At 71.4% G+C, this 19829-nt stretch carries 19 protein-coding genes and 1 tRNA gene; 10 read left to right on the top strand and 10 right to left on the bottom strand.

What is annotated here, in order from left to right; genetic code table 11:
- Positions 1-325: 325 nt before the first annotated feature.
- The 7 genes from BKA22_RS00115 (at position 326) to BKA22_RS00145 (ending at position 6517) form a co-directional block, all read left to right on the top strand.
- Positions 326-961 carry a uridine kinase family protein gene (locus tag BKA22_RS00115; protein WP_146952189.1) on the top strand — a complete coding sequence of 212 codons (636 nt, stop codon included), beginning with the start codon at positions 326-328 and terminating at the stop codon, positions 959-961.
- A 78-nt stretch (positions 962-1039) separates the two neighbouring features.
- A complete protein-coding gene (locus BKA22_RS00120; protein WP_146952188.1) occupies positions 1040-2065 on the top strand; it encodes an ABC transporter substrate-binding protein in 1026 nt (341 codons plus the stop codon).
- The gene (locus BKA22_RS00125) at positions 2062-2871 is read left to right on the top strand and encodes an ABC transporter permease (protein ID WP_146952187.1); all 810 of its coding nucleotides are present in this window, start codon (positions 2062-2064) and stop codon (positions 2869-2871) included. The genes BKA22_RS00120 and BKA22_RS00125 overlap by 4 nt, the downstream gene beginning before the upstream one ends.
- Positions 2861-3673 carry an ABC transporter ATP-binding protein gene (locus BKA22_RS00130; protein WP_146952186.1) on the top strand — a complete coding sequence of 271 codons (813 nt, stop codon included), beginning with the start codon at positions 2861-2863 and terminating at the stop codon, positions 3671-3673. The genes BKA22_RS00125 and BKA22_RS00130 overlap by 11 nt, the downstream gene beginning before the upstream one ends.
- On the top strand, positions 3670-4632 hold the full coding sequence (locus tag BKA22_RS00135; RefSeq protein WP_146952185.1) for an ABC transporter substrate-binding protein: 963 nt from the start codon (positions 3670-3672) through the stop codon (positions 4630-4632). Before BKA22_RS00130 ends, BKA22_RS00135 begins: the two co-directional genes overlap by 4 nt.
- Positions 4629-5642, top strand: coding sequence for an LLM class flavin-dependent oxidoreductase (locus BKA22_RS00140; RefSeq protein ID WP_179561567.1), 1014 nt, complete (start codon positions 4629-4631; stop codon positions 5640-5642). The genes BKA22_RS00135 and BKA22_RS00140 overlap by 4 nt, the downstream gene beginning before the upstream one ends.
- Positions 5639-6517: a sulfurtransferase gene (locus BKA22_RS00145; RefSeq protein ID WP_146952183.1), complete on the top strand. Its 879-nt coding sequence runs from the start codon at positions 5639-5641 to the stop codon at positions 6515-6517. Before BKA22_RS00140 ends, BKA22_RS00145 begins: the two co-directional genes overlap by 4 nt.
- Positions 6518-6598: 81 nt before the next feature.
- On the opposite strand, the gene clpX is transcribed toward BKA22_RS00145, so the two are convergent.
- From clpX to BKA22_RS00170, 5 genes are all read right to left on the bottom strand, one after another.
- Positions 6599-7873 carry an ATP-dependent Clp protease ATP-binding subunit ClpX gene (gene clpX / locus BKA22_RS00150; protein WP_146952182.1) on the bottom strand — a complete coding sequence of 425 codons (1275 nt, stop codon included), beginning with the start codon at positions 7871-7873 and terminating at the stop codon, positions 6599-6601.
- A gap of 185 nt (positions 7874-8058) precedes the next feature.
- Positions 8059-8763 (bottom strand): ATP-dependent Clp protease proteolytic subunit, encoded by a 705-nt coding sequence (locus tag BKA22_RS00155; RefSeq protein WP_223203480.1) that lies wholly within the window; start codon positions 8761-8763, stop codon positions 8059-8061.
- 38 nt (positions 8764-8801) lie between these two features.
- Complete coding sequence (locus BKA22_RS00160) at positions 8802-9425, bottom strand: ATP-dependent Clp protease proteolytic subunit (protein ID WP_146952181.1); 624 nt, start codon at positions 9423-9425, stop codon at positions 8802-8804.
- A 197-nt stretch (positions 9426-9622) separates the two neighbouring features.
- Positions 9623-10999, bottom strand: coding sequence for a trigger factor (tig, locus tag BKA22_RS00165; protein ID WP_146952180.1), 1377 nt, complete (start codon positions 10997-10999; stop codon positions 9623-9625).
- Positions 11000-11256: 257 nt separating this feature from the next.
- Positions 11257-12612 carry a glycosyltransferase gene (locus BKA22_RS00170; RefSeq protein ID WP_146952179.1) on the bottom strand — a complete coding sequence of 452 codons (1356 nt, stop codon included), beginning with the start codon at positions 12610-12612 and terminating at the stop codon, positions 11257-11259.
- A gap of 208 nt (positions 12613-12820) precedes the next feature.
- Between BKA22_RS00170 and BKA22_RS00175 the strand changes: the two genes are divergently transcribed.
- Positions 12821-12891 (top strand) — tRNA-Gly (locus tag BKA22_RS00175).
- Positions 12892-13072: 181 nt separating this feature from the next.
- Positions 13073-14191: a tyrosine-type recombinase/integrase gene (locus BKA22_RS00180; RefSeq protein ID WP_179561568.1), complete on the top strand. Its 1119-nt coding sequence runs from the start codon at positions 13073-13075 to the stop codon at positions 14189-14191.
- Between the two features lie 125 nt (positions 14192-14316).
- Here BKA22_RS00180 and BKA22_RS19445 read toward each other — a convergent pair whose 3' ends face one another.
- The 5 genes from BKA22_RS19445 to BKA22_RS00200 all read right to left on the bottom strand — a co-directional run bounded on the left by BKA22_RS19445 (position 14317) and on the right by BKA22_RS00200 (position 18924).
- Positions 14317-14445: a hypothetical protein gene (locus BKA22_RS19445; RefSeq protein WP_257024073.1), complete on the bottom strand. Its 129-nt coding sequence runs from the start codon at positions 14443-14445 to the stop codon at positions 14317-14319.
- Positions 14446-15200: 755 nt separating this feature from the next.
- Positions 15201-15797, bottom strand: a complete 597-nt coding sequence (locus tag BKA22_RS00185; protein WP_188334898.1) for a hypothetical protein — start codon at positions 15795-15797, stop codon at positions 15201-15203.
- A 496-nt stretch (positions 15798-16293) separates the two neighbouring features.
- Positions 16294-16464: a hypothetical protein gene (locus BKA22_RS00190; protein ID WP_179561569.1), complete on the bottom strand. Its 171-nt coding sequence runs from the start codon at positions 16462-16464 to the stop codon at positions 16294-16296.
- A 53-nt stretch (positions 16465-16517) separates the two neighbouring features.
- Positions 16518-17780, bottom strand: coding sequence for a hypothetical protein (locus tag BKA22_RS20040; protein ID WP_306458342.1), 1263 nt, complete (start codon positions 17778-17780; stop codon positions 16518-16520).
- A gap of 310 nt (positions 17781-18090) precedes the next feature.
- Positions 18091-18924: a DUF5677 domain-containing protein gene (locus BKA22_RS00200; RefSeq protein ID WP_146952176.1), complete on the bottom strand. Its 834-nt coding sequence runs from the start codon at positions 18922-18924 to the stop codon at positions 18091-18093.
- A gap of 299 nt (positions 18925-19223) precedes the next feature.
- Here BKA22_RS00200 and BKA22_RS00205 point away from each other — a divergent pair, with 299 nt between their 5' ends.
- On the top strand, positions 19224-19829 hold the full coding sequence (locus BKA22_RS00205; protein ID WP_146952175.1) for a hypothetical protein: 606 nt from the start codon (positions 19224-19226) through the stop codon (positions 19827-19829).

A 19829-nucleotide genomic window follows, 5' to 3' on the forward strand; every position in this document is an offset into this window, starting at 1 on the left:
CGCCGGAGCGCGGCTAGAGTCGCGGCACCCGCCCGGACGACACAGGAGATCGCGTTGAGCACCGACCAGCCCCGCCCCGCCGCAGCCCTCGGGCAGCCGCGGTCGCTCGCGGGTGGTCGCTGTCCGCGCTGCTGTCGGTAGACGCGCCGGAGTCCCCGCGGACCCGCGCGTCCGCACCCCGCGAGCGCCGACGCACCCGTGCGTCCCGGCACCCACGAGCCTGCCGCACCCCAGCGGCGTCGCTGCCGGACCCCGACCCCGGCCGCGCGCTCCCCGTCGGCCCCTGCCATCCACCCTTGCCCGAACGCCCGTCACGGAGGCGACCATGCCCGCACCCATCCTCGCGACCCGGACGCGTCAGCGCGTCGACTGGGCCACGATCGGCGTGCACCTGACGTCGACCCCGCGGCTCGGCGCGACCACTCGCGTCATCGCGGTCGACGGCTTCTCCGGCGCCGGCAAGACGTGGTTCGCCGACCGGCTCGCCCGGTCGCTGGATGCCACGCTGCTGCACCTCGACGACCTCGTGCCCGGCTGGGACGCACTGGCCGAAGGTGTCGACCGGCTCACCGAGCGCGTCCTGCGCCCCCTGCACGCAGGCAAGCCCGCACACGTCACCCGCTACGACTGGGTCCAGGGCCGGATCGCCGAACCGATCCACGTGCCGACCGCCCCCGTCCTCGTCATCGAAGGATCAGGCGCGGGAGCCGTCGTCGACCGCACGCTCGTCGACGCCGTCCTGTGGGTCGACGTCCCGGGCACGGTTCGCGACGCCCGGCTGGACGCCCGCTCCGACCGCGAGACCTACCTCCCGTTCCGCGACCTCTGGCACGCCCAGGAGGTCGACCTCGCCACACGCGCCTGTACCCGCGCCCGGGCCGACCACATCGTCTCGGGCGTGACGGAGCACGGAGCACGGCTGTCACCCCGGCGCACCACCGACAGCCCGGCTCGGCACTGAACGATCTCGGCCGCGTGAGCGGCCGGCCGCACGACCCACCCGTCCACTGCACCCGCACACCCATCGGAAGGCACCACCATGTCGACCCGCCACCCGCATCGCCTCGCGCTGCTCGCCGTCCCGTCGCTGCTCGCGCTCGCCGCGTGCTCCTCCCCGGCGGCCGGGTCGAGCGACGACGCCTCTGCCGACGGCCTCACACCCGTGACCGTCGTGCTCGACTGGACGCCCAACACCAACCACACGGGTCTGTACGTCGCGCTGGCCAACGGCTACTTCGCCGACCAGGGCCTCGACGTCTCGATCGTGCAGCCGCCCGAGGACGGCGCCGAGGCGCTCGTCGCCTCCGGGTCGGCGCAGTTCGGCGTCAGCTACCAGGAGAACGTCACGCAGGCCCGGCAGTCCGACGTGCCGATCGTCTCGATCGCGGCCGTGATCGCGCACAACACCTCGGGGTTCGCCTCCCCCGTCGACCGTGGGATCACCCGGCCGAAGGACTACGAGGGTCACGTCTACGGCGGCTGGGGCAGCCCGATCGAGGGCGCGATCCTGTCCGCGCTCGTCGCCGGTGACGGCGGCGACCCGTCGAAGGTCACCAACGTCGACATCGGCACCACGAGCGTCATCCAGGCGTTCCAGCGCGACATCGACCTCGGCTGGGTCTTCGAGGGCTGGGACGTTCCGCTCGCGCAGGAGCAGGGCCTGGACCTCAACCTGCAGCTCGTGCGCGACTACGACGACGCGCTCGACTGGTACACGCCCGTCCTCATCAGCAACGAGGACGTCGTGGCCGACCAGCCCGAGCTCGCGCAGTCGTTCGTGACCGCCGCGACGCAGGGCTACACCTACGCGATCGAGCACCCGGCCGAGGCAGCCGACCTGCTGCTCGAGCAGGTGCCCGACCTGGACGCCGAGCAGGTTCACGCCAGCCAGGAGTACCTGGCAGACGAGTACCAGTCGGACTCGCCCGAGTGGGGCTACCAGCGCGACGAGGTGTGGTCGGGCTTCAGCACCTGGCTCGAGGAGAACGACATCATCGACCCGGGCTTCGACTGGGCGTCGGCCTACACCAACGAGTTCGTCGAAGGCGTGGACGACCAGGCATGACCGAGACGCACACGACCGGGACGAGGCCGGCACGCCCGGCGGTCGTCCCCCGGACCCGGAGCCGGCTGCTGCCGCCCCTCCTCGGCGTGGTCGCGCTCCTGGTCGTGTGGCAGACGGCGACCTGGCTGTTCGCCGTGCCCGCGTGGATGCTGCCGAGCCCGTCGCGGATCGTCGTCGAGGCCGTGGCCGTCGCGCCCGACCTCGGCGACGACCTGCTGGCCACCACCTGGCTCACCGTCCTCGGCTTCGCGATCGGTGCCGTGCTCGGCCTGCTCGTCGCCGCTCTGCTGCACCTGGTCGACCCGCTCAAGCAGGCCGTCTACCCCCTGCTGATCGTCAGCCAGAACGTGCCCACCATCGCGCTCGCACCGCTGCTGGTGATCTGGTTCGGGTTCGGCCTGACCCCGAAGATCGTGGTGATCGTCCTGGTGTGCTTCTTCCCGGTCGCCGTGGCCGCGATGGACGGCCTGCGCGCCGCGGACCCCGTGGCCCTGGACTACCTGCGGATGTCCGGGGCCGACCGGGGGCAGGTCTTCCGACTGCTGGAGGTCCCCGGCTCGCTGCCCACGGTCTTCTCAGGCCTGAAGATCGCCGCGACCTACGCCGTGATGGGCGCGGTCGTGGCCGAGTGGGTCGGCTCCGACCGCGGGCTTGGGCACTACATGCTGCTGCAGAAATCCGCGTTCCGGGCCGACCGGATGTTCGTCTCGATCGCCGTGATCATCGCGCTCAGCCTGCTGCTCTTCGGTCTGATCGCGCTGCTCGAGCGGCGGCTGACCCGTTGGAGGCCCCGCCGTGAGCGCTGATCCTCGTCTGCACCTCGACGACGTGCACGTCTCGTTCCCCACGGCCGGCGGCGAGCTGTCCGTGCTCGACGGGGTGTCCCTGACCGTGCAGCCCGGTGAGTTCGTCTCGATCATCGGCCCGTCCGGCTCCGGCAAGAGCACGCTGCTGCACGTGGTCGGCGGGCTCGTCCGTCCGGGCTCGGGGTCGGTCCGGCTCGACGACCAGGACGTCACCGGCAGCCGCGGCCACATCAGCCACATGCCGCAGCAGCCCGCGCTGCTGCCATGGCGCTCCGTGCTGGAGAACGTCCTGCTCGCGCAGGAGGTCGCCCGCACCCGCACGCCCGCCTCGGTCGAGGAGGCGCGCGACTGGCTCGACCGGCTCGGCCTGGGATCGTTTGCCGACGCCTACCCGCACACCCTGTCCGGCGGCATGCAGCAGCGGGTCGCGTTCCTGCGCGCGCTGCTCTCGCCACGTCGGTTCATGTGCCTGGACGAGCCGTTCTCCGCCCTGGACGCGCTGACCCGCGCCGACATGCAGCACTGGTTGCTGCGCCTGTGGGAGGAGACCCGGCGCTCGGTGCTGTTCGTCACGCACAACATCGAGGAGGCCCTGCTGCTCTCGGACAGCGTGTACGTCCTCTCCCACCGGCCGACCCGGATCCTGCAGAAGGTCGACGTGCCGTGGCCGCGCCCGCGCGCCGAGGACGTCGTCGACCACCCGGACTTCATCCGCCTGCGCCGCGAGCTCGCGGCGCTGCTGCGCCCGACCGATGCGGTCCACCCCGCCCTGCCCGCCCACGCCACCTCGGAGCTGTCATGAGCACGCTGCGCGTCCTGCTCGGCTACCACCACCCCTGGCCCAACGACGCGGGCCTCTACCAGGCGCGCGACGGCGGGTTCCTCGACGACGTCGACCTGCGCATCGCCGTCGTCGACCCGGGGCGCGGCGACACGCTCGCCCACCTCGCCCGCGACGAGGCCGACCTCGGCATCGTGCCGACCAACCGTCTGGTGGCGGCGCGCGGGCGCGGTCAGCGGGTCACCGCGGTCGCCGCGATCAACCAGGTGGGCCTCGAGACGCTGCACTCGCTGCGCTCGCTGGGCGTGCAGCGCCCCCGGGACCTCGCCGGGCGCCGGGTCGCCCTCAACCCCACACCGCGCGGGCTGGCGATGGTCCGCCACCTGGTCGCCACCGATGGCGGCGACCCCGACGCGGTCACGATCGTCGACTCCGGCCCGCGCGAGCTGCAGTCCCGCGACCTGCTCGCAGGTACGGCCGACGCCTACTTCGGCGCGTACTGGGCGTGGGACGAGCTCTTCGACACGCACCCGCCCGAGGACCGGCTCAGCTGGCCGGTCAAGGACCACGGGGCACCGCCGTTCCACTCCTACGTGCTCGTCGCGCGCGAGCAGGTCCTGGAGCAGGACCCGCGGGGTGTCCGTGCGGTGCTCGCCGGGGCCGCCCGCGGGTACCGGGCCGTCGCGGACGACCCCGAGGCCGGCGCCGCAGCCTTCGAACGCGTCACGCCGTGGTTCCCGCGCGCGACGCTGCGCCGCTCGATCGAGCTGGTCTCCCCCACCTGGTTCCACGAGGGGACGTGGGGCGTCCTGCGCGCGGGCCTCGTCGACGACTACGCCCGGTGGCTCCTGGCCCGGGGCGGGCTGCCGCACGTCGACGGCCTCGCCGGCGCGTGGACGTCGGCGTTCCTGCCCGAGACGGCGGTCTCGTCGGCCGCGTCGGTCTCTTCAGTCGCGTCGGGCGCGGAGGCCACGGCGTGACCCTTCGGCCCTCGTTCGTGCTGCCCGGCACCGTGCACCCGGGCACCGACCGGCAGCGCACGCTCCTGGAGATCGCCGAGCACCTGGACGAGGTGAGCGGGTGGCACGCCGTGTTCGTGCCCGACACGATCCTCGCGCTGCGGTTCTACGAGTCGACCGTGCTGCTGGCCGCCCTGGCGGCCCGCACCCGTCGGATCCGGCTGGGAGTGGCCTGCCTGTCGACTCTCGGCCTGCGCCAGCCGCTCGTCGTGGCCCAGCAGTGGGCGGCGCTCGACGACCTCTCGGGGGGCCGCATGACGTTGATCGCCTGCCCGGGGAACCGCACGGGCGCCAAGCACGAGCGCGAGCGGGCGGCCTTCGGCCTGGAGTACGACGAGAAGGTCGAGCGGATGCTCGACGCCCTCGACCTGCTCCGTGTGGCGAGCACCAACGACCGCTTCTCGTACCACTCGCCGTACCTCGACCTCGAGGACGTCGAGCTGACCCCCGGCTTCCGGCAACGTCCGCTGCCCATCTGGATGGTGGCCAACCCCTCGCCGCTCGCCGCGGACGACGGGTTGCGCCGGGTGCTCGACCGGGTCGCCCGGTACGGCGACGGCTGGCTGACCTACCAGGTCACGCCCGACCTGCTCGAGCGTCGGCTCGCCGTGCTCCAGGAGCTGCGCGCCGCCCGGGGTGCGGGCGGCCCGTTCCCGGTGGCGGTCCAGGTGAACCTCTGCGTCGCCCCCACCCGTGAGGAGGCGTTCACCGACGCAGCCGCCGCCTGGGACCTGCAGAACACCCGGGGGCTGTCGTTCGCGCAGCTGCTGAGCACCTCGGCCATCGGCACCCCCGAGGACTGCGCCGCGTTCCTGGAGTCGTTGCACGCCGCCGGTGCCACGGACGTGCTCCTGCACCCGCTGTCGGCCGACCCGGCGACGCAGGCACGCCGGGCCTCGCGCGACGTGCTCCCGCTGCTGCCGGGCGCCCCGCTGCACGCACCGGGGCCTACGGCCGGGGTGGGCCGATGAGCGCTCGACCGCTGATCGGTCCGCGCCGGCTCGCCGAGCTGCTCGGCGCACCCGATCTCGTCGTGCTCGACGCGACGGTCGACCTCCCCCGGCCCGAGCACGACGGTGACCACCGGGCCACCAGCGGCCGTGCCGGCTGGCAGGCCGAGCACCTGCCGGGCGCCCTGCACCTCGACCTGCTGGACGACTTCGCCGACCTGACCGCCGGCTACCACTTCGCCCATCCGGACGGCGCGACGGCGACGCGGGTGCTGCAGGACCTCGGGCTGCACGACGGGTCGACGGTCGTCCTGTACGACCGCACCGACGGCTTCTGGGCGGCGCGCGCCTGGTGGTCGCTGCGAGCCCTCGGACTGCACGCCACCGTGCTGGACGGTGGCCTGGCCGCGTGGCGTCGTGCGGGCGGAGCCGTCGCCGCAGCTGCCGATCCCCGCCCGAGCACCCGGGCCGGGACGGGGGGCGAGGCCGCCGCCCGCGTGCTCAGGCTGCGCCCCGACCCCGGGTTGTGGGCCACGCGCGACGACGTGCTCGCCACGATCCAGGGGCGCAGCGACACGCTGCTCGTGTGCGCGCTGGGTGCCGAGCAGTTCACCGGGACGGCCCTCACGCGCTACAGCCGCCGCGGCCACATCCCGACCTCCAGGAACCTGCCAGCCAGGGACCTGGCGGGCCAGGACGGGACGTTCGACGTCGCCCACCTGCGCGAGCTCGCCCGTGGGCTGCGCGGCAAGGACGTGCTGCTGTACTGCGGCGGCGGGATCTCGGCCAGCTACGCCGCGCTCGGCCTGGTCGTCGCCGGCCACGAGCGGGTGCGGATCTACGACGGCTCACTCGAGGAATGGTCCGCGGACCCGTCCCTGCCGCTCGTCGTCTGAGCGACCCGGCGCCGCCACCCGGGCGACCGCGTCACCCGTGCACGCCCCGATCCGCACCCTCGCGGGTCGGGGCGTCGTGCGTCAGGCCGACTTCTCCCGCGGTGCGCGCTTGTCGCCCGCCTCGTCCCTGGGGACGAGGGTCGGGTTCACGTTCTTCTGCACGACGTCGCGGGTGATGAGCACGCGCGCGACGTCGTCGCGGCTGGGCACCTCGAACATCACCTGCTGGAGGACCTCCTCCATGATGGCGCGCAGACCGCGGGCGCCCGTGCCGCGCAGCAAGGCCTGGTCGGCGATGGCTGCCACGGCCTCGTCGTCGAACTCCAGCTCGACGCCGTCGATCTCGAACATGCGCTGGTACTGCTTGAGGAGGGCGTTGCGCGGCTCGGTGAGGATCCGCACGAGCGCGTCCCGGTCGAGCGGGGACACCGTGGTGATGACGGGGACACGGCCGATGAACTCGGGGATCAGCCCGAACTTCAGCAGGTCCTCCGGCATGACCTCGCCGTAGACGTCGACGTCGTCGGCGGAGTGCAGCGGTGCACCGAATCCGATCCCGCGGCGCCCGGCACGGCTCGTGATGATCTCGTCCAGCCCGGCGAACGCACCGGCGACGATGAACAGCACGTTCGTCGTGTCGATCTGGATGAACTCCTGGTGCGGGTGCTTGCGCCCGCCCTGCGGCGGGACCGACGCCGTGGTGCCCTCGAGGATCTTCAGCAGCGCCTGCTGCACGCCCTCGCCGGACACGTCGCGCGTGATCGACGGGTTCTCGCTCTTGCGGGCGATCTTGTCGACCTCGTCGATGTAGATGATGCCCGTCTCGGCCTTCTTGACGTCGTAGTCAGCGGCCTGGATGAGCTTGAGGAGGATGTTCTCGACATCCTCACCGACGTAGCCGGCCTCGGTGAGCGCCGTGGCGTCCGCGATCGCGAACGGCACGTTCAGCATCTTCGCGAGGGTCTGCGCGAGGTACGTCTTGCCGCAGCCCGTGGGGCCGATCAGCAGGATGTTGGACTTCGCGATCTCGACCTGGTCGTCGCCTCCGCGGCCCGACTCACCGGCCTGGATGCGCTTGTAGTGGTTGTAGACCGCCACCGCGAGCGACCGCTTCGCGGGCTCCTGGCCGACGATGTACTGCTCGAGGAAGTCGAAGATCTCCTTCGGCTTGGGCAGCTCCACCATGCCGACCTCGGTGGCCTCGGCGAGCTCTTCCTCGATGATCTCGTTGCACAGGTCGATGCACTCGTCGCAGATGTAGACACCTGGACCGGCGATCAGCTTCTTGACCTGCTTCTGTGACTTCCCGCAGAAGGAGCACTTGAGGAGATCCGCACCGTCCCCCATTCGAGCCACGTGCGTCTCCTTCCTGCGTGTCGCGCGCCGCCCGGACGGACGTCGCGTCGTTCGCATGCCGTCCGAGGATGACATGCGCTGCTCCCATTGCACACCACCGTGGTGCGGTGTGTCAGCCGCACCACGCCCGTGGGCCGCCGCGATCGGATCACGATCGGGACACGCGGCGGCCCGCGGGCCAGGCGTCAGACGGGCTGCACCACCGGCACCGTGGCGGCCTTGCGGCTCTCCAGGACCTGGTCCACGATCCCGTAGTCCAGCGCCTGCGCGGCGGTGAGGATCTTGTCGCGCTCGATGTCCAACCGGACCTGCTCGACGTCACGTCCCGTGTGGAACGCGAGGGTCGCCTCGAGCCACTCGCGCATGCGGATGAGCTCGTTGGCGTGGATCTCGATGTCGGAGGCCTGCGCGTAGCCGCCGCCCTCCATCGCGGGCTGGTGGATCAGCACGCGCGCGTTCGGCAGCGCCAGGCGCTTGCCGGGCGAGCCCGCCGCGAGCAGCACCGCCGCGGCCGAGGCCGCCTGCCCGAGGCACACGGTCTGGATCTGCGGCTTGATGTACTGCATCGTGTCGTAGATCGCCGTGAGGGCAGTGAACGAGCCGCCGGGCGAGTTGATGTACAGGATGATGTCGCGGTCGGGGTCCGTGCTCTCCAGCACGAGCAGCTGCGCCATCACGTCGTCGGCCGAGGCGTCGTCCACCTGCACGCCGAGGAAGATGATGCGGTCCTCGAACAGCTTGGTGTACGGGTCCTGCCGCTTGAAGCCGTAGGCCGTGCGCTCCTCGAACTGCGGCAGCACGTAGCGGCCGGAGGGCGAGGCGGGCGCGAGACCGCCGGGGGTGCCGGCGAGCCGGCCGGCGCGGGCCATGAACTGGGACTCGAAGCTCACGAGTGTCTCCCTAGGGTCGTCGGGCTGGTCGGGACGCGTCAGGAACCAGCGGTCCCGCCGCCGCCGGCGACCGAGCCGGCGTGCGTGACGACGTGGTCGATGAAGCCGTACTCCAGCGCCTCGGGCGCGGTGAACCACCGGTCGCGGTCGGAGTCGGCGTGGATCTGCTCGACGGACTTGCCGGTCTGGTCCGCGATGAGCTCGGCGAGCACCGTCTTCATGTGCAGGATCAGCTGGGCGTTGATGCGCACGTCGGTGGCCGTGCCACCGATGCCGCCGGACGGCTGGTGCATCATCACGCGGGCGTGCGGGGTCGCGTAGCGCTTGCCCTTGGTGCCCGAGGAGAGCAGGAACTGCCCCATCGAGGCGGCCATGCCCATCGCGATCGTGGCGACGTCCGGCTGGATGTACTGCATGGTGTCGTAGATCGCCATGCCCGCGGTGATCGAGCCACCGGGCGAGTTGATGTAGAGCCAGATGTCCTTGTCCGGGTCCTCGGCGGCCAGCAGCATCATCTGCGCGCAGATGGCGTTGGCATTCTCGTCACGGACCTCGGAGCCGAGCCAGATGATGCGCTCGCGCAGCAGTCGGTTGTAGATGTGGTCGTTGAGGCCGAGTCCCGGGGACTCTGCCCGGGCGATCGCCGGCACCTGGTGGTTCACGAAGGGCTCCCTCGTCTGGCTGCGTCGGCGGTGGGTGCACCGGTCCGACCGTGCATGTGCAAGGACCCTAACGCGCACCCCGGCCCGCCCATGTCGCGGTCCCAGCCGTTTTCGCTGACGGCGCAGCGACCCCGCCCGGACGCACGAGGACCCCGCACCCACCGGGTACGGGGTCCTCGTCGCAGGGGTCGGGAGGCTCAGGCCTCCGTCGTCTCCTCGGCCGCGTCCGCCGTCGCGTCCTCGGTGGGCTCGACGACCTCGCCGGCCTCGACCGCGGCGTCGTCCTCGTCCGTCCCGATGAACTCCGACAGGTCGACGGCCGCACCCGCACCGTCGATCACCGCGACGCGACGCAGCGCGACCGCGAGGGCCTTCGAGCGGGCGACCTCGGCGACCATCATCGGGATCTGACCCTGCTGGTCGATCGTCTGGATGAAGGTGTTCGGGTCCATGCCGTACTGGCGCGAGGCGCTGACCAGGTAGTCGATGAGCTCCTGCTGCGAGACCTTGATGTCGAGCTGCTCGGCCAGGGTGTCGAGCAGGATCTGGTTCTTCAGGGCCGTGGCGGCCTGCTCGTTGACCTCCGCGCGGTGCTCGTCGTCCTCGAGGCGACCCTCGGACTCCAGGTGGCGGGTGACCTCGGCCTGCACGACGCCGTCCGGGACGGGGATCTCGGTGCCCTCGAGGAGCTGCTCGAGCAGCAGGTCACGGGCCTGCACGGCCTGGCTGGAGGCCTTGATCCGCGCGGCCTGCTCGCGCAGGTCGGCGGTCAGCTCCTCGAGCGTGTCGAACTCGCTGGCGAGCTGGGCGAAGTCGTCGTCCGCCTCGGGCAGCTGACGCTCCTTGACCGTGGTGGCGGTGACCGTCACCTGGGCACGCTCGCCGGCGTGGTCGCCACCGGCCAGCTCGGTCTCGAACGTCGTGGTCTCGCCGGCGGACAGGCCGGTGAGCGCCTCGTCGAGACCCTCGAGCATGTTGCCCGAGCCGATCTGGTAGCTGACGCCGGAGACCTGGTCGACCTGCTCGTCACCGATCGTGGCGACGAGGTCGAGGACCACGAAGTCCTTCTCGACCGCGGGGCGGTCGATGCCGACCAGCGTGCCGAAGCGCTCGCGCAGGGCGTCCAGGCGCGCGGCGACGTCCTCGTCGGAGACCTCGAGGTCGTCGACCGTGACCGACAGGCCGTCCAGGGCCGGCACGGCGATCTCGGGGCGGACCTCGACCTCGGCCGTGAAGTGCAGCTCGCCGGGCTCGGCGTCCTTCTCGGTCGACAGGCCGGGGACCTGCGTCACGTTGACCTCGGGCTGGCCGAGCGGGCGCAGCTTGTTCTCCCGGACGGCCTCGGCGTAGAAGGCCGACAGGCCCTCGTTCACGGCGTGCTCGATGACGGCGGGACGACCCACGCGCTGGTCGATGATGCGGGGCGGCACCTTGCCCTTGCGGAAGCCCGGGACCGTCACCTGCTCGGCGATGTGCTCGTAGGCGTGGTCGATGCTCGGCTTGAGCTCGTCGTAGGTCACCTCGACGGTCAGCTTGACCTTGGTGGGATCCAGGGTCTCGACGGCGCTCTTCACTTCGATGGTCTCCAACTGATCGGGGCGGGCACCGGAGAGGTCCGGCGGCATCCGTGCTGACGACGCGTCACGCGACCCTCGATCCTACGTCACGGCTCACGCTGCGACCGAACAGGAAGCCGTTCCCGGGCTCGGGCGCGGGCGGCGTCTGCGGGCACGGCCTCCCGCGTCGGCACGAGCGCCGCAGGTGACCCGGCCCCTCCTCCGGGCCACCTGCGGCGCGCCATCGGCGTCGCCTCCGCCGTGCGTGCGAGCGGTCAGGCCGCCCGTCGGCGACCGCCCGCGCCGACCGCGGCCGCGGCCGACCGACCCGGTCGAGCGGCCAGCGCCTGCACGACCTCGACCGTGCGGGCGACAGCGTCGTAGTCGGCGTACTCCGCGGCGAGCGCACGCGCCTGCGCACCGAACCGGCCGTCGGCCAGGACCGTCCGCACCGCGGTCCGGACGTCCTGCGCGGTCGCGACGTCCGTGCGCGGGTCCGTACGCACCCGGACACCCACACCGGCCCGCACGACGCGCGCACCGACCTCGGCCTTGTCCTCGGTCCTGCCCGCCACGAGCACGGGCACCCCGTGCACGAGCGCCTGCTGCACCCCGCCGAACCCGCCGTTCGTCACGAGCACGTCGACGAAGGGCAGCAGGTGCTCGAACGGCACGAAGGACGCGAGGCGGGCGTTCGCGGGCACCACGCCCGTGAGCCGGACGTCCTCGGGGTCGGCGGTCGCCACCACCAGCACGTCCTCGTCCGCGAGCGCCTCGAGCGCCGGCCGCAGCAGCCGGTCGGGGTCGGTCGCCACCGTGCCCTGCGTGACGAGCACGACGGGTCGGCGCGACGAGCACGCGTCCAGCACGCCCTGCCACCACGCAGGGCGCTCGAAGGCGTCGACGCCCGCCGGCAGGATCGGGCCGACCAGCTCGACCGACGCCGGCAGGTCGCTGCGCGGGTGCTCCAGACCGGGCACGGACGCGTGCAGCACGCACGTGGCCAGCTCGTGCACCCAGTCGAGGAGGAAGCCTGCCGGTCGCGGCATGCCGAGCGAGTCCATCGCGTCCCGCGCGGCACGCTGGGCGTCCCTGAAGACCACCCTCTCGACGACGAGCCGCAGCGCCGCGTAGCGCGCACGGTCGAGCGCGTTCGTGGCCGGGGGAAGCCCCGTGCCGAACGGTGCGGTGTCGCGGCTGGACACGGACAGCGGGATCACCGACAGGGCCACGCACGGCAGCCCGTGACGGGCCGCCGCGACCGCTCCGGCGACGAACGCGCTCTCGCTCAGGACGACGTCGGGCGCGAAGGTCGCCACCAGGTCGGTGAGGTCGGCCACGTAGTCCGGGATCGGCTCCACGAACACGTGCCGGACGTCCCACTGCAGGCGGCGGACGCCCGGTGCGGGCGCTCCCTGCGCCTTCGACCAGGCGTCGAGGTGGGCGTCGTCGATGTCGCGTCCGCGCACCATGGGTGCCACGGCGGCGCCGGTCGCGGCGACCGACCCGGCGAACTTGCTCCCGGTGTAGACGACGACGTCGTGGCCGGCCTCGACCAGCGCGGCGACGACCGGCAGCGCGGGGCGCACGTGACCGGTGATCGGGCTCAGGGCGACAAGGATCCTGCTCATGAGTGCTCCATGCGGGGGTGTGGGGATGTACAGGAGCACAGGAGGCCGTCGGGCGCGCCGGAGATACGCCCGATATCGGGTGAAGTGGGCGATCTCGAGGGTTGCGCCAGGTCACGGCGCCGGTTGCGCGGACGGCTCCTTCGGAGCCGGTACCCTGGGTGCCGCGGTCCGCTGCTGCATGCACCTGCATGCTCGTGCGCGGACCCGTGCGGACGTAGCTCAATGGTAGAGCCCCAGTCTTCCAAACTGGCTACGCGGGTTCGATTCCCGTCGTCCGCTCCCAGCATCGATGCAGTTCAGAGGCGGTTTCTGGGCCTCCCACGACGTTCACGGCGATCCTCGTTCAGTACCGAGATGGGCCGCGATAGCCTGTTCCGGTACCGGCTCAGTACCGAGCGCCGTCCGTGACCGGCTATCAAACGCCGCCCAGGAGGCCACCTGGCTACGACCGTTCGGCGGCGTGAAGCCGCAGGCCGGCTGGTTCCAGGCGTACTACCCGGGCGCGGACGGCAAACGTGTCCACCACCTGGAGCGGTTCGCCACCGCGGAGGACGCCCGCGAGTGGCTCGACGACCTCGCCCGCGAACGGAACCACGGCTCGTGGCACGACCCAGCGGCCGGCGCCCAGCGCCTCGACCAGTACGCGACGACGTGGCTCGCCGCGCACGACTGCTCGCCGTCCACCCGCGAGCTCTACGCCGGGTACCTCGACAACCACATCCTGCCTGGGCTCGGCCTTCTGCAACTGCGGCAGATCTCCCCGCCCGTGGTTCGCCAGTGGTACGCGAAGGAAGGCGAGAAGGGCACACAAACGGCCCGCGCGCGCTCGTATGCGCTGCTGCACCAGATCCTGGCCGTCGCCGTGGACGACGGAGCGATCACCGCGAACCCGTGCCGCATCAAGGACGTCGCGAAGACCATCCGCCACCGCACGAAGGCCACGCCGGACCTAGTGCAGTTCCGTCGGATCGTGGCTCGCATGCCGAAGAAGTACCGGATGCTCCTGCTCCTGGCGGTCGGCTCCACGGCCCGCTACGGCGAGCTGGTTGCGCTGCGCCGACGTGACGTGGACCTCGCGGCCGGCTCGCTCCGGTTCGAGTCACAGTGGTACCGAGGGCAGTTCAAGCCCACGAAGCGGGCAGCCTCGGACCAGGTGGTGTACCTACCGCCGATGCTCGTCGAGCTTCTGCGAGTCCACATGGCCCTCTTCGTCGGCCCGAACCCTGACGCTCTACTAACGGCGTCGCGCAACGGCTCCCCTCCCCCGACCAACTGGATCAACCAGCAGATCAGGGAAGCGTCCGCCCCGCTTGGGCGCGACGACTTCACGTTCCACTCCCTGCGGCACCTCGGCGGCACCCTCACCGCGCAGACTGGAGCATCAACCCGGGAGGGCATGCGTCGGATGGGCCAGGCAACCGCGCGCGCCTTCCTCATCTACCAGCGAGCATTCGACGAGCGCGACCAAGCGATCGCCGCCCGAATCGGGCTGGGCGCCGCGTCGGGCGGTGGCGTGCTGCCGCTGCCGTCCGAGGACGAGTTGGCGGAGCGCCGACGCCGTCGAGACGGGACAGGCTAGTCGACTGAGGAGCGGATCGCCGCTCGCGCGCTGAGCAGCGGTGCACCTACCCCACGGGTGCCCACATGCCGAGGTGCGACCGTGGCGCGGGCAAGTCGGCGGCGGCCAGGCTCCGCGGGAGTCACCTATCCGTGCAGCAGACCCGTTTCCAGGGCCACGGCGACCCCGGCTCCGGTGCGCTCGACCCCTCCGAGCACGAACTGCTCCCCGTGGTGCCCGCCCGCGATGACCCTGAGCGTGGGCCTTCCGCTCACTGCGCCCTCCCTGCCTGCACACCCCGCACGACCGGGGCGGGCACCCAAGCGCGCCCGCACGTCTCACACCGCCAGGTCCGCCTGGAACAGCCTGGTCCTGTCAGGAGCGGGCCCACGACGGTGCACGGGCAGGTCGTCGTGGGCGTCCAGGCAGTGGTGGGTGGTGATGTCGGCGTCTCGGCGGTCATGGTGGTAGCGAACCGGCGAGCAGCCACGGGGATGGTGACGTGCCGTCGGCAGGGAACAGGCGGTTCCGGTGGCGGGGCGTAAGCGCCCCACGGGGAGAGCGAGGTGGAAGCGGACTCTCGCCGCCGCCTCAGTCAGCCTCGTCGCCCGGTGCGTCGAGTGCGGCCGGGTCACCAGTGTCGGTCCGTGTGGGTCGGAGTTCTCGGGGAGCGGGTGCGTTCAGGCCCTGGAGCGGGTCGCCTCGATCTTCGAAGAGAGTCGCGACCGGGCCAGCAGAACTAGATGTTGCGCCTGCCGTGTGTGGCCGCCCCAGGAGGTCGTCTTGCAGCGAGATGAACTCCGAGGCGTCCGGGCGCAGAGTCTTCGCAATGCTCGTCCCGCGTCGGCGGGTTCGCAGGAAGTTGACAGTGATCAGCACCAAGACGGCTCCGAAGACGGCCACACTGATCCACAGCCTCATGTTGCTTCCTCCATTCGTGCCGAGCCCGTCGGGCCCGAGCCGGGGCCTGCCGCCCGGGTGCTGCCACCGTTGGTGGTGCGCGGAGTGGCGCACCACCAACGGTATGCGGCTAGATGTGCCAGGGGACGGAGTTGTACGAGACGACCGCCAGTGATTGTGCCCGCACTGCGGGGTTCGACAGCACGTTGCCCCAGGGAACACTGAAACCGGCGTTGCTGAAGCCGCAGCCTCCGCCGTACCAGGTGCGCGTGCCCGAGGAGTTGAAGCCACGAACCTGGACGCAGACGCTCTTCGTCAGGTCCTCGACGGTCCAGGTGTAGCCCTGGGTCCATCCGGCGCTGCCCCAGACCGTGCAGTCACCGACGGACGCTGGACCCCAGGTGTTGAAGACGTTCGCCTGCGCCGTGCCGCCGCAGGACCAAGCGGCGGCGGTCATGCGAGCGCTCTGCCCTTCGACGGGCGTTCCGTTCGGGTACACGATCGGCCCGAGCTCGAGCTCCGGATCGATGATGACGTCCGGGTCGTTCTGGATCACCTCGGGCAGTGCCTCGATGGTCTCCAGCGGAACGTCCGGGTTGTTGATCGCTGCTGGCGGCAGCGGTTCAGCGACACTCTCTGCAGCAGTAGCGGCCGGCGCCAGACTCACGACGGCCATCAGGGCAGCAACGCCCGCCGCCAACGTCGACAACTTGACTCTCTTGTTCACAAATCCCCCTTCATCGACAACCCCCCAGCTCGGGTTGGGGCCGGGTAGTACCCGTAGTACCAGATACTCGGTTCCGCCGTGCCGGTTATCGATGACTCGTGTCATCTGCCTCCTGACTTCTCGAGAGTTGACCGGGTGTGCGCGTTGAAGGGATCCGGGCCGGCACGACTGAGGAAGAGCAGCCTGGAGTCAGGCTGACGCCTCCACCGATTGGCACACGGTGGTCCGACCGCTGTGCCGGGGAGTTCCGGTCCCTGCTCTGACCTGCACTAACGCCCCCCGCCGCACATCCCCACCCGGCCACGTCGGGGAGCACCCTCTCACCCGTCGTGGCCCACCCCGATGACCCGCGACCGCCCAACAGCGGAACCATCGTTCCCCTCTCCCCACCGCGCTCACCGACCCACCGCCGGGGCGCATGCAACGACCCGCACCAGAGAGGGCCGGTGCGGGTCGAAGCGTGACGGGGAGGGGGGTGCGGAGGGTGGTCGGGTTGTCAGCGGCGTCCGATCTCGTACCCGTCGCCGCTCGTCAGGCTGCCGATGGCTGTGCGGGGGTCGATGGCGTCCAGGGCGGTCATCAGCAGCCGGATCCACCAGTGACCGAGCCTCTCCTCCGCTGGGTCGGCCTGGGTCTCGGTCAGGGTCTCGGCCGTCGTCTCGGTCATGGTCGTGCTCCTCTGCTGGGTGGGGTCCGGTGCTGCGGGTGCCGCACCGGCGGTCATGCCGGCTCTTCGATCGAGCTGGCGAGCCACCGGCCATCGGGCTGGCGGGTCACGGTCACGGTCTGGGTCGTGGAGCCGCGGAGGCGCACAGCCGGGTCATCGCCGGACGCCGGGATGAGCGCCTCGTAGGAGAGCGCCAGCAGGTAGGTGACCTCCGCGTCCGAGCCGTCCACGACCACCACGTACGAGACGCTCGCCGTGGTCGACCAGCTCTCCTCGTCGAGTTCGGGCCCGTCAGCTACCACCGCGTCCGGGGTCACCAGACCCGTCAGCCGGGCGCTGTCGACCTGGTCCTGATCGCTGGCCCACCAGGCCATCGCCGCGGTCGTCGCTGCCGCCTGCGCCGCCGCGGAGTCTGCGATCGCCACCGGGTCGGGCTCCGGCACAGGCCCATCCGCGGGCACGTCGTCGGTGTCCTGCTCGGGCTCGGGCACTTCGGTGGCCGTCGCCGTCGGTGTCGCTGACCCCGTGGGTGTGGGTGCTGGCGCGTCGGGCACGATCCCCACCGTGGTGGGGTCGTCGGTGGGTGCGGGCTGGTGCCCACGGGTGCTGATCCCCACGATCACAGCGACCACCAGGAGGGTCACGGTGAGGACCCGGCGCGCCCACCGCCAGCCTGTACCGGTCCGGGTCTCGGTGCTCATACCGCACCGTCCGGGGTCTCTCCGCCGACGAACTCCCAGTGCCAGGGTTCTTCTTTGTCGGCGCCGACCTGCGCCCACGACGGCGACACCCAGCCGTAGGTAGGGGCGTGCTCGACCATCCAGGTGCGCTGCGGCGTCGACCAGCGGTTGATGCCGCCGCCGAGGTCGAGCGCGAGACCCCAGCCGGGTTCGACGTGGGCTGCGCAGCGCGGCGAGCACCTGCTCGTGGGGCACGCCGCCCTTGAACCGCGCGTACTCGCCGCTGACCCAAAAGTCCTCGTCGTCGAGCACGAACGGCAGGCTCCTGAGCCAGTTCATCTGGTGCACGGTCAGCAGCCGGTCAGCGAGCTGGTCGGCGTCTTCGATTCCCGCCAGCTCGCTCCCCTGGTTCCAGGTCCGGGCGTACTCGTTGAACGCGTCGATCGCCGACCACCCGCCGGCGTCGAGCGGGCTGTACCGGTGGCACCCGCCTTCGCCGCCGTTGCTCACGTGCGCGATAGGCCGCCCGTCGAGTGTCAGGACGGCCTCGAATCGAGGCGTCTCGTCACCGCCCGCGCGGCGAACCCGGGCGAGCGAGTAGCCGGCGTACGGGGCCGGGGTGTCGGTACTCTCCATACCCGCGGTCGACCGGCAAGGGGGGACACCCTGGAGCGCGCACCGGCCGGCGCTCTTCCTCACTGACGGCCGGGCAGGGCGTCGTGCCGCTGCCCAGCGCGACCGGTGAGCCCAGGGCCGCTAGGTGCGCGAGCATGACAGACCTACCCGATACATCCCCGTGCCGCACCTGTGGGTCACTGGTGCGCATCGTTCGAGTCGCCGGCGACATATCCATCGCTGACGCGACACCACCAGTCGAGGAACGGCGCGTCTGCTCGAACCGCGCCTGCCCGACCAACGGGCGAGACAGCTCGATCGCCGACGTCGTCTAGCGTCCGCGCTGCTTCGCCTTGCGTGCCCGTCGGCGCCGAGTCTCCGCTCGGTTCGCCGCCTGGAACCCGAGCCCGGTCATTCCAGGCTGCGTGCGGTTGACGCCGAACTCCTCCGCCCACGGTCGCAGGAGGGTGCGGTAGGGCCGACCGAGTTCCGCCCGATCCCATGCGTACACCGCCACCAGGGCGTGTTGTGCGGCGATGCCGAGCCATGCATCGGCGGAGGCGAAGTCCGGCACGGTGAGGAAGGCGATCCCGCTGTTGGCAGTCTCGCTCGCATCGATGTAGAGCTCGACGAGGTCGGTGCCTGGGTGAGTCAGCGCGGACGCTAAGCGGTATAGCGCGTACTGACGCTCGCCGCCCACCAACTCCGCGCAGATCCGCTCGAAGGAGCGTCCGGACGTCGCTTTGTCGTCGTCTCCCTCGAGGATGCGACCCGCACTCTGGACGATGTCGTCCGACGGATCGAACCACGTCGCCGCCACAGCGCTGTCGATCATGTTCTTGCGCTGCCGGTACCCGTCACGTACGACCGCACGCACGTTCCCGCGGTACTGCTCCAGCCAGACCGCTCTGATCGAGCACTCGATCACCTGGCGGACCGTCGGCATCATGGCGACGCCCTTGCCGGCCCGGTGAAGGTGAGCGACGCTGCTCGCGAGCTGCACTGCGTGGGCCACGTGCGCGAACAACACCGGCGCGAACACCTGGTCCACGCCCGCCGTGACCTTGACCACGTCACGGCCCGCGGTCCACGCCGCCTCGAGCACGTCGATGAGCTCGTAGCAGCGCTGCGCATCCGGTGACGCGCTCTCGTCGGGGTCGGCCACGTCACGAGCCTACGAGCACCTCTCCTAACCAGGGGGCCGAACGAGGAGACGACACACTGAGCGGCCCTGGATGTCGGCCATCGGCCACCTCGCATGCGCGGAGTGTCCGGCGCTGCGACTTCACGCGCGCCACCTCCCGATACCGACCGGGTACCGACTTGCTATCGACAAGCGATATCAGCGCAGGTCACAGGCATACAACGTCCAGTCTTCCAAACTGGCTACGCGGGTTCGATTCCCGTCGTCCGCTCCCCGCATCACCGCAGGTCAGGTAGGCGCCCGCTCCGGTAGCGTGCCCTGTGCGCACCGTCCCCCCTCGCCACGGCTGGCAGGTCCCGGTGGCCGCGGACGCCCTCGTCTGCGCAGCGCTGGCCCGAGGGCGGCGGACGGCTCTGGGCGATCGGCTCGAGGTGCGCCGTGACGGCATGCCCGATGACGACGTGGTGGCGGCGCACGCCCGCCTGCGGGACCGCGTGGTCGAGCTCGCGCGCGAGCGCCCCGACCTCCTGGCGAGGCTCGACCGGCTCGACGAGCTTCCTGAGGACGCCTCGTGGACCCGCTGGCAGACACTCGTCTTCGCCGTCGGCGCGCACGAGGACCCCGCGGTCGTCGCAGGGGCGCTCGACGTCTGGGACGCGCTGGGAGCCAACGCCTACGGGTTGCAGTTCCGGGACCGCCCACGGACGTACAAGGGGTTCCTCGAAGGGCGGGCCTGGTTGCAGGCGGCGGTCCTCGGCCCGGTCGCCGCCGTGCTCGGCGCCGTGGTCGCGCACGAGGACGGCCACGGGTGGTGGTGGCTGCTGGTCGTGGCGGGACTCGTGTGGCCGTGCGCGGTCGTCGTCGCCTTCCGGGCCTCGTACCGCCGTCGCGAGAAGTCCGCCCGCGCCGAGCTCCCCCACTTCTGA

Source organism: Cellulomonas soli, assembly GCF_013409305.1.
Lineage (GTDB): Bacteria > Actinomycetota > Actinomycetes > Actinomycetales > Cellulomonadaceae > Cellulomonas > Cellulomonas soli.

Coding starts and splice junctions, on each gene's coding strand:
- BKA22_RS00115 (WP_146952189.1), top strand. CDS start 326: ATGCCCGCACCCATCCTCGCGACCCGGACGCGTCAGCGCGTCGACTGG.
- BKA22_RS00170 (WP_146952179.1), bottom strand. CDS start 12,612: ATGAGCAGGATCCTTGTCGCCCTGAGCCCGATCACCGGTCACGTGCGC.
- BKA22_RS00145 (WP_146952183.1), top strand. CDS start 5,639: ATGAGCGCTCGACCGCTGATCGGTCCGCGCCGGCTCGCCGAGCTGCTC.
- BKA22_RS20040 (WP_306458342.1), bottom strand. CDS start 17,780: ATGGAGAGTACCGACACCCCGGCCCCGTACGCCGGCTACTCGCTCGCC.
- BKA22_RS00125 (WP_146952187.1), top strand. CDS start 2,062: ATGACCGAGACGCACACGACCGGGACGAGGCCGGCACGCCCGGCGGTC.
- BKA22_RS00120 (WP_146952188.1), top strand. CDS start 1,040: ATGTCGACCCGCCACCCGCATCGCCTCGCGCTGCTCGCCGTCCCGTCG.
- BKA22_RS00135 (WP_146952185.1), top strand. CDS start 3,670: ATGAGCACGCTGCGCGTCCTGCTCGGCTACCACCACCCCTGGCCCAAC.
- BKA22_RS00190 (WP_179561569.1), bottom strand. CDS start 16,464: ATGACCGAGACGACGGCCGAGACCCTGACCGAGACCCAGGCCGACCCA.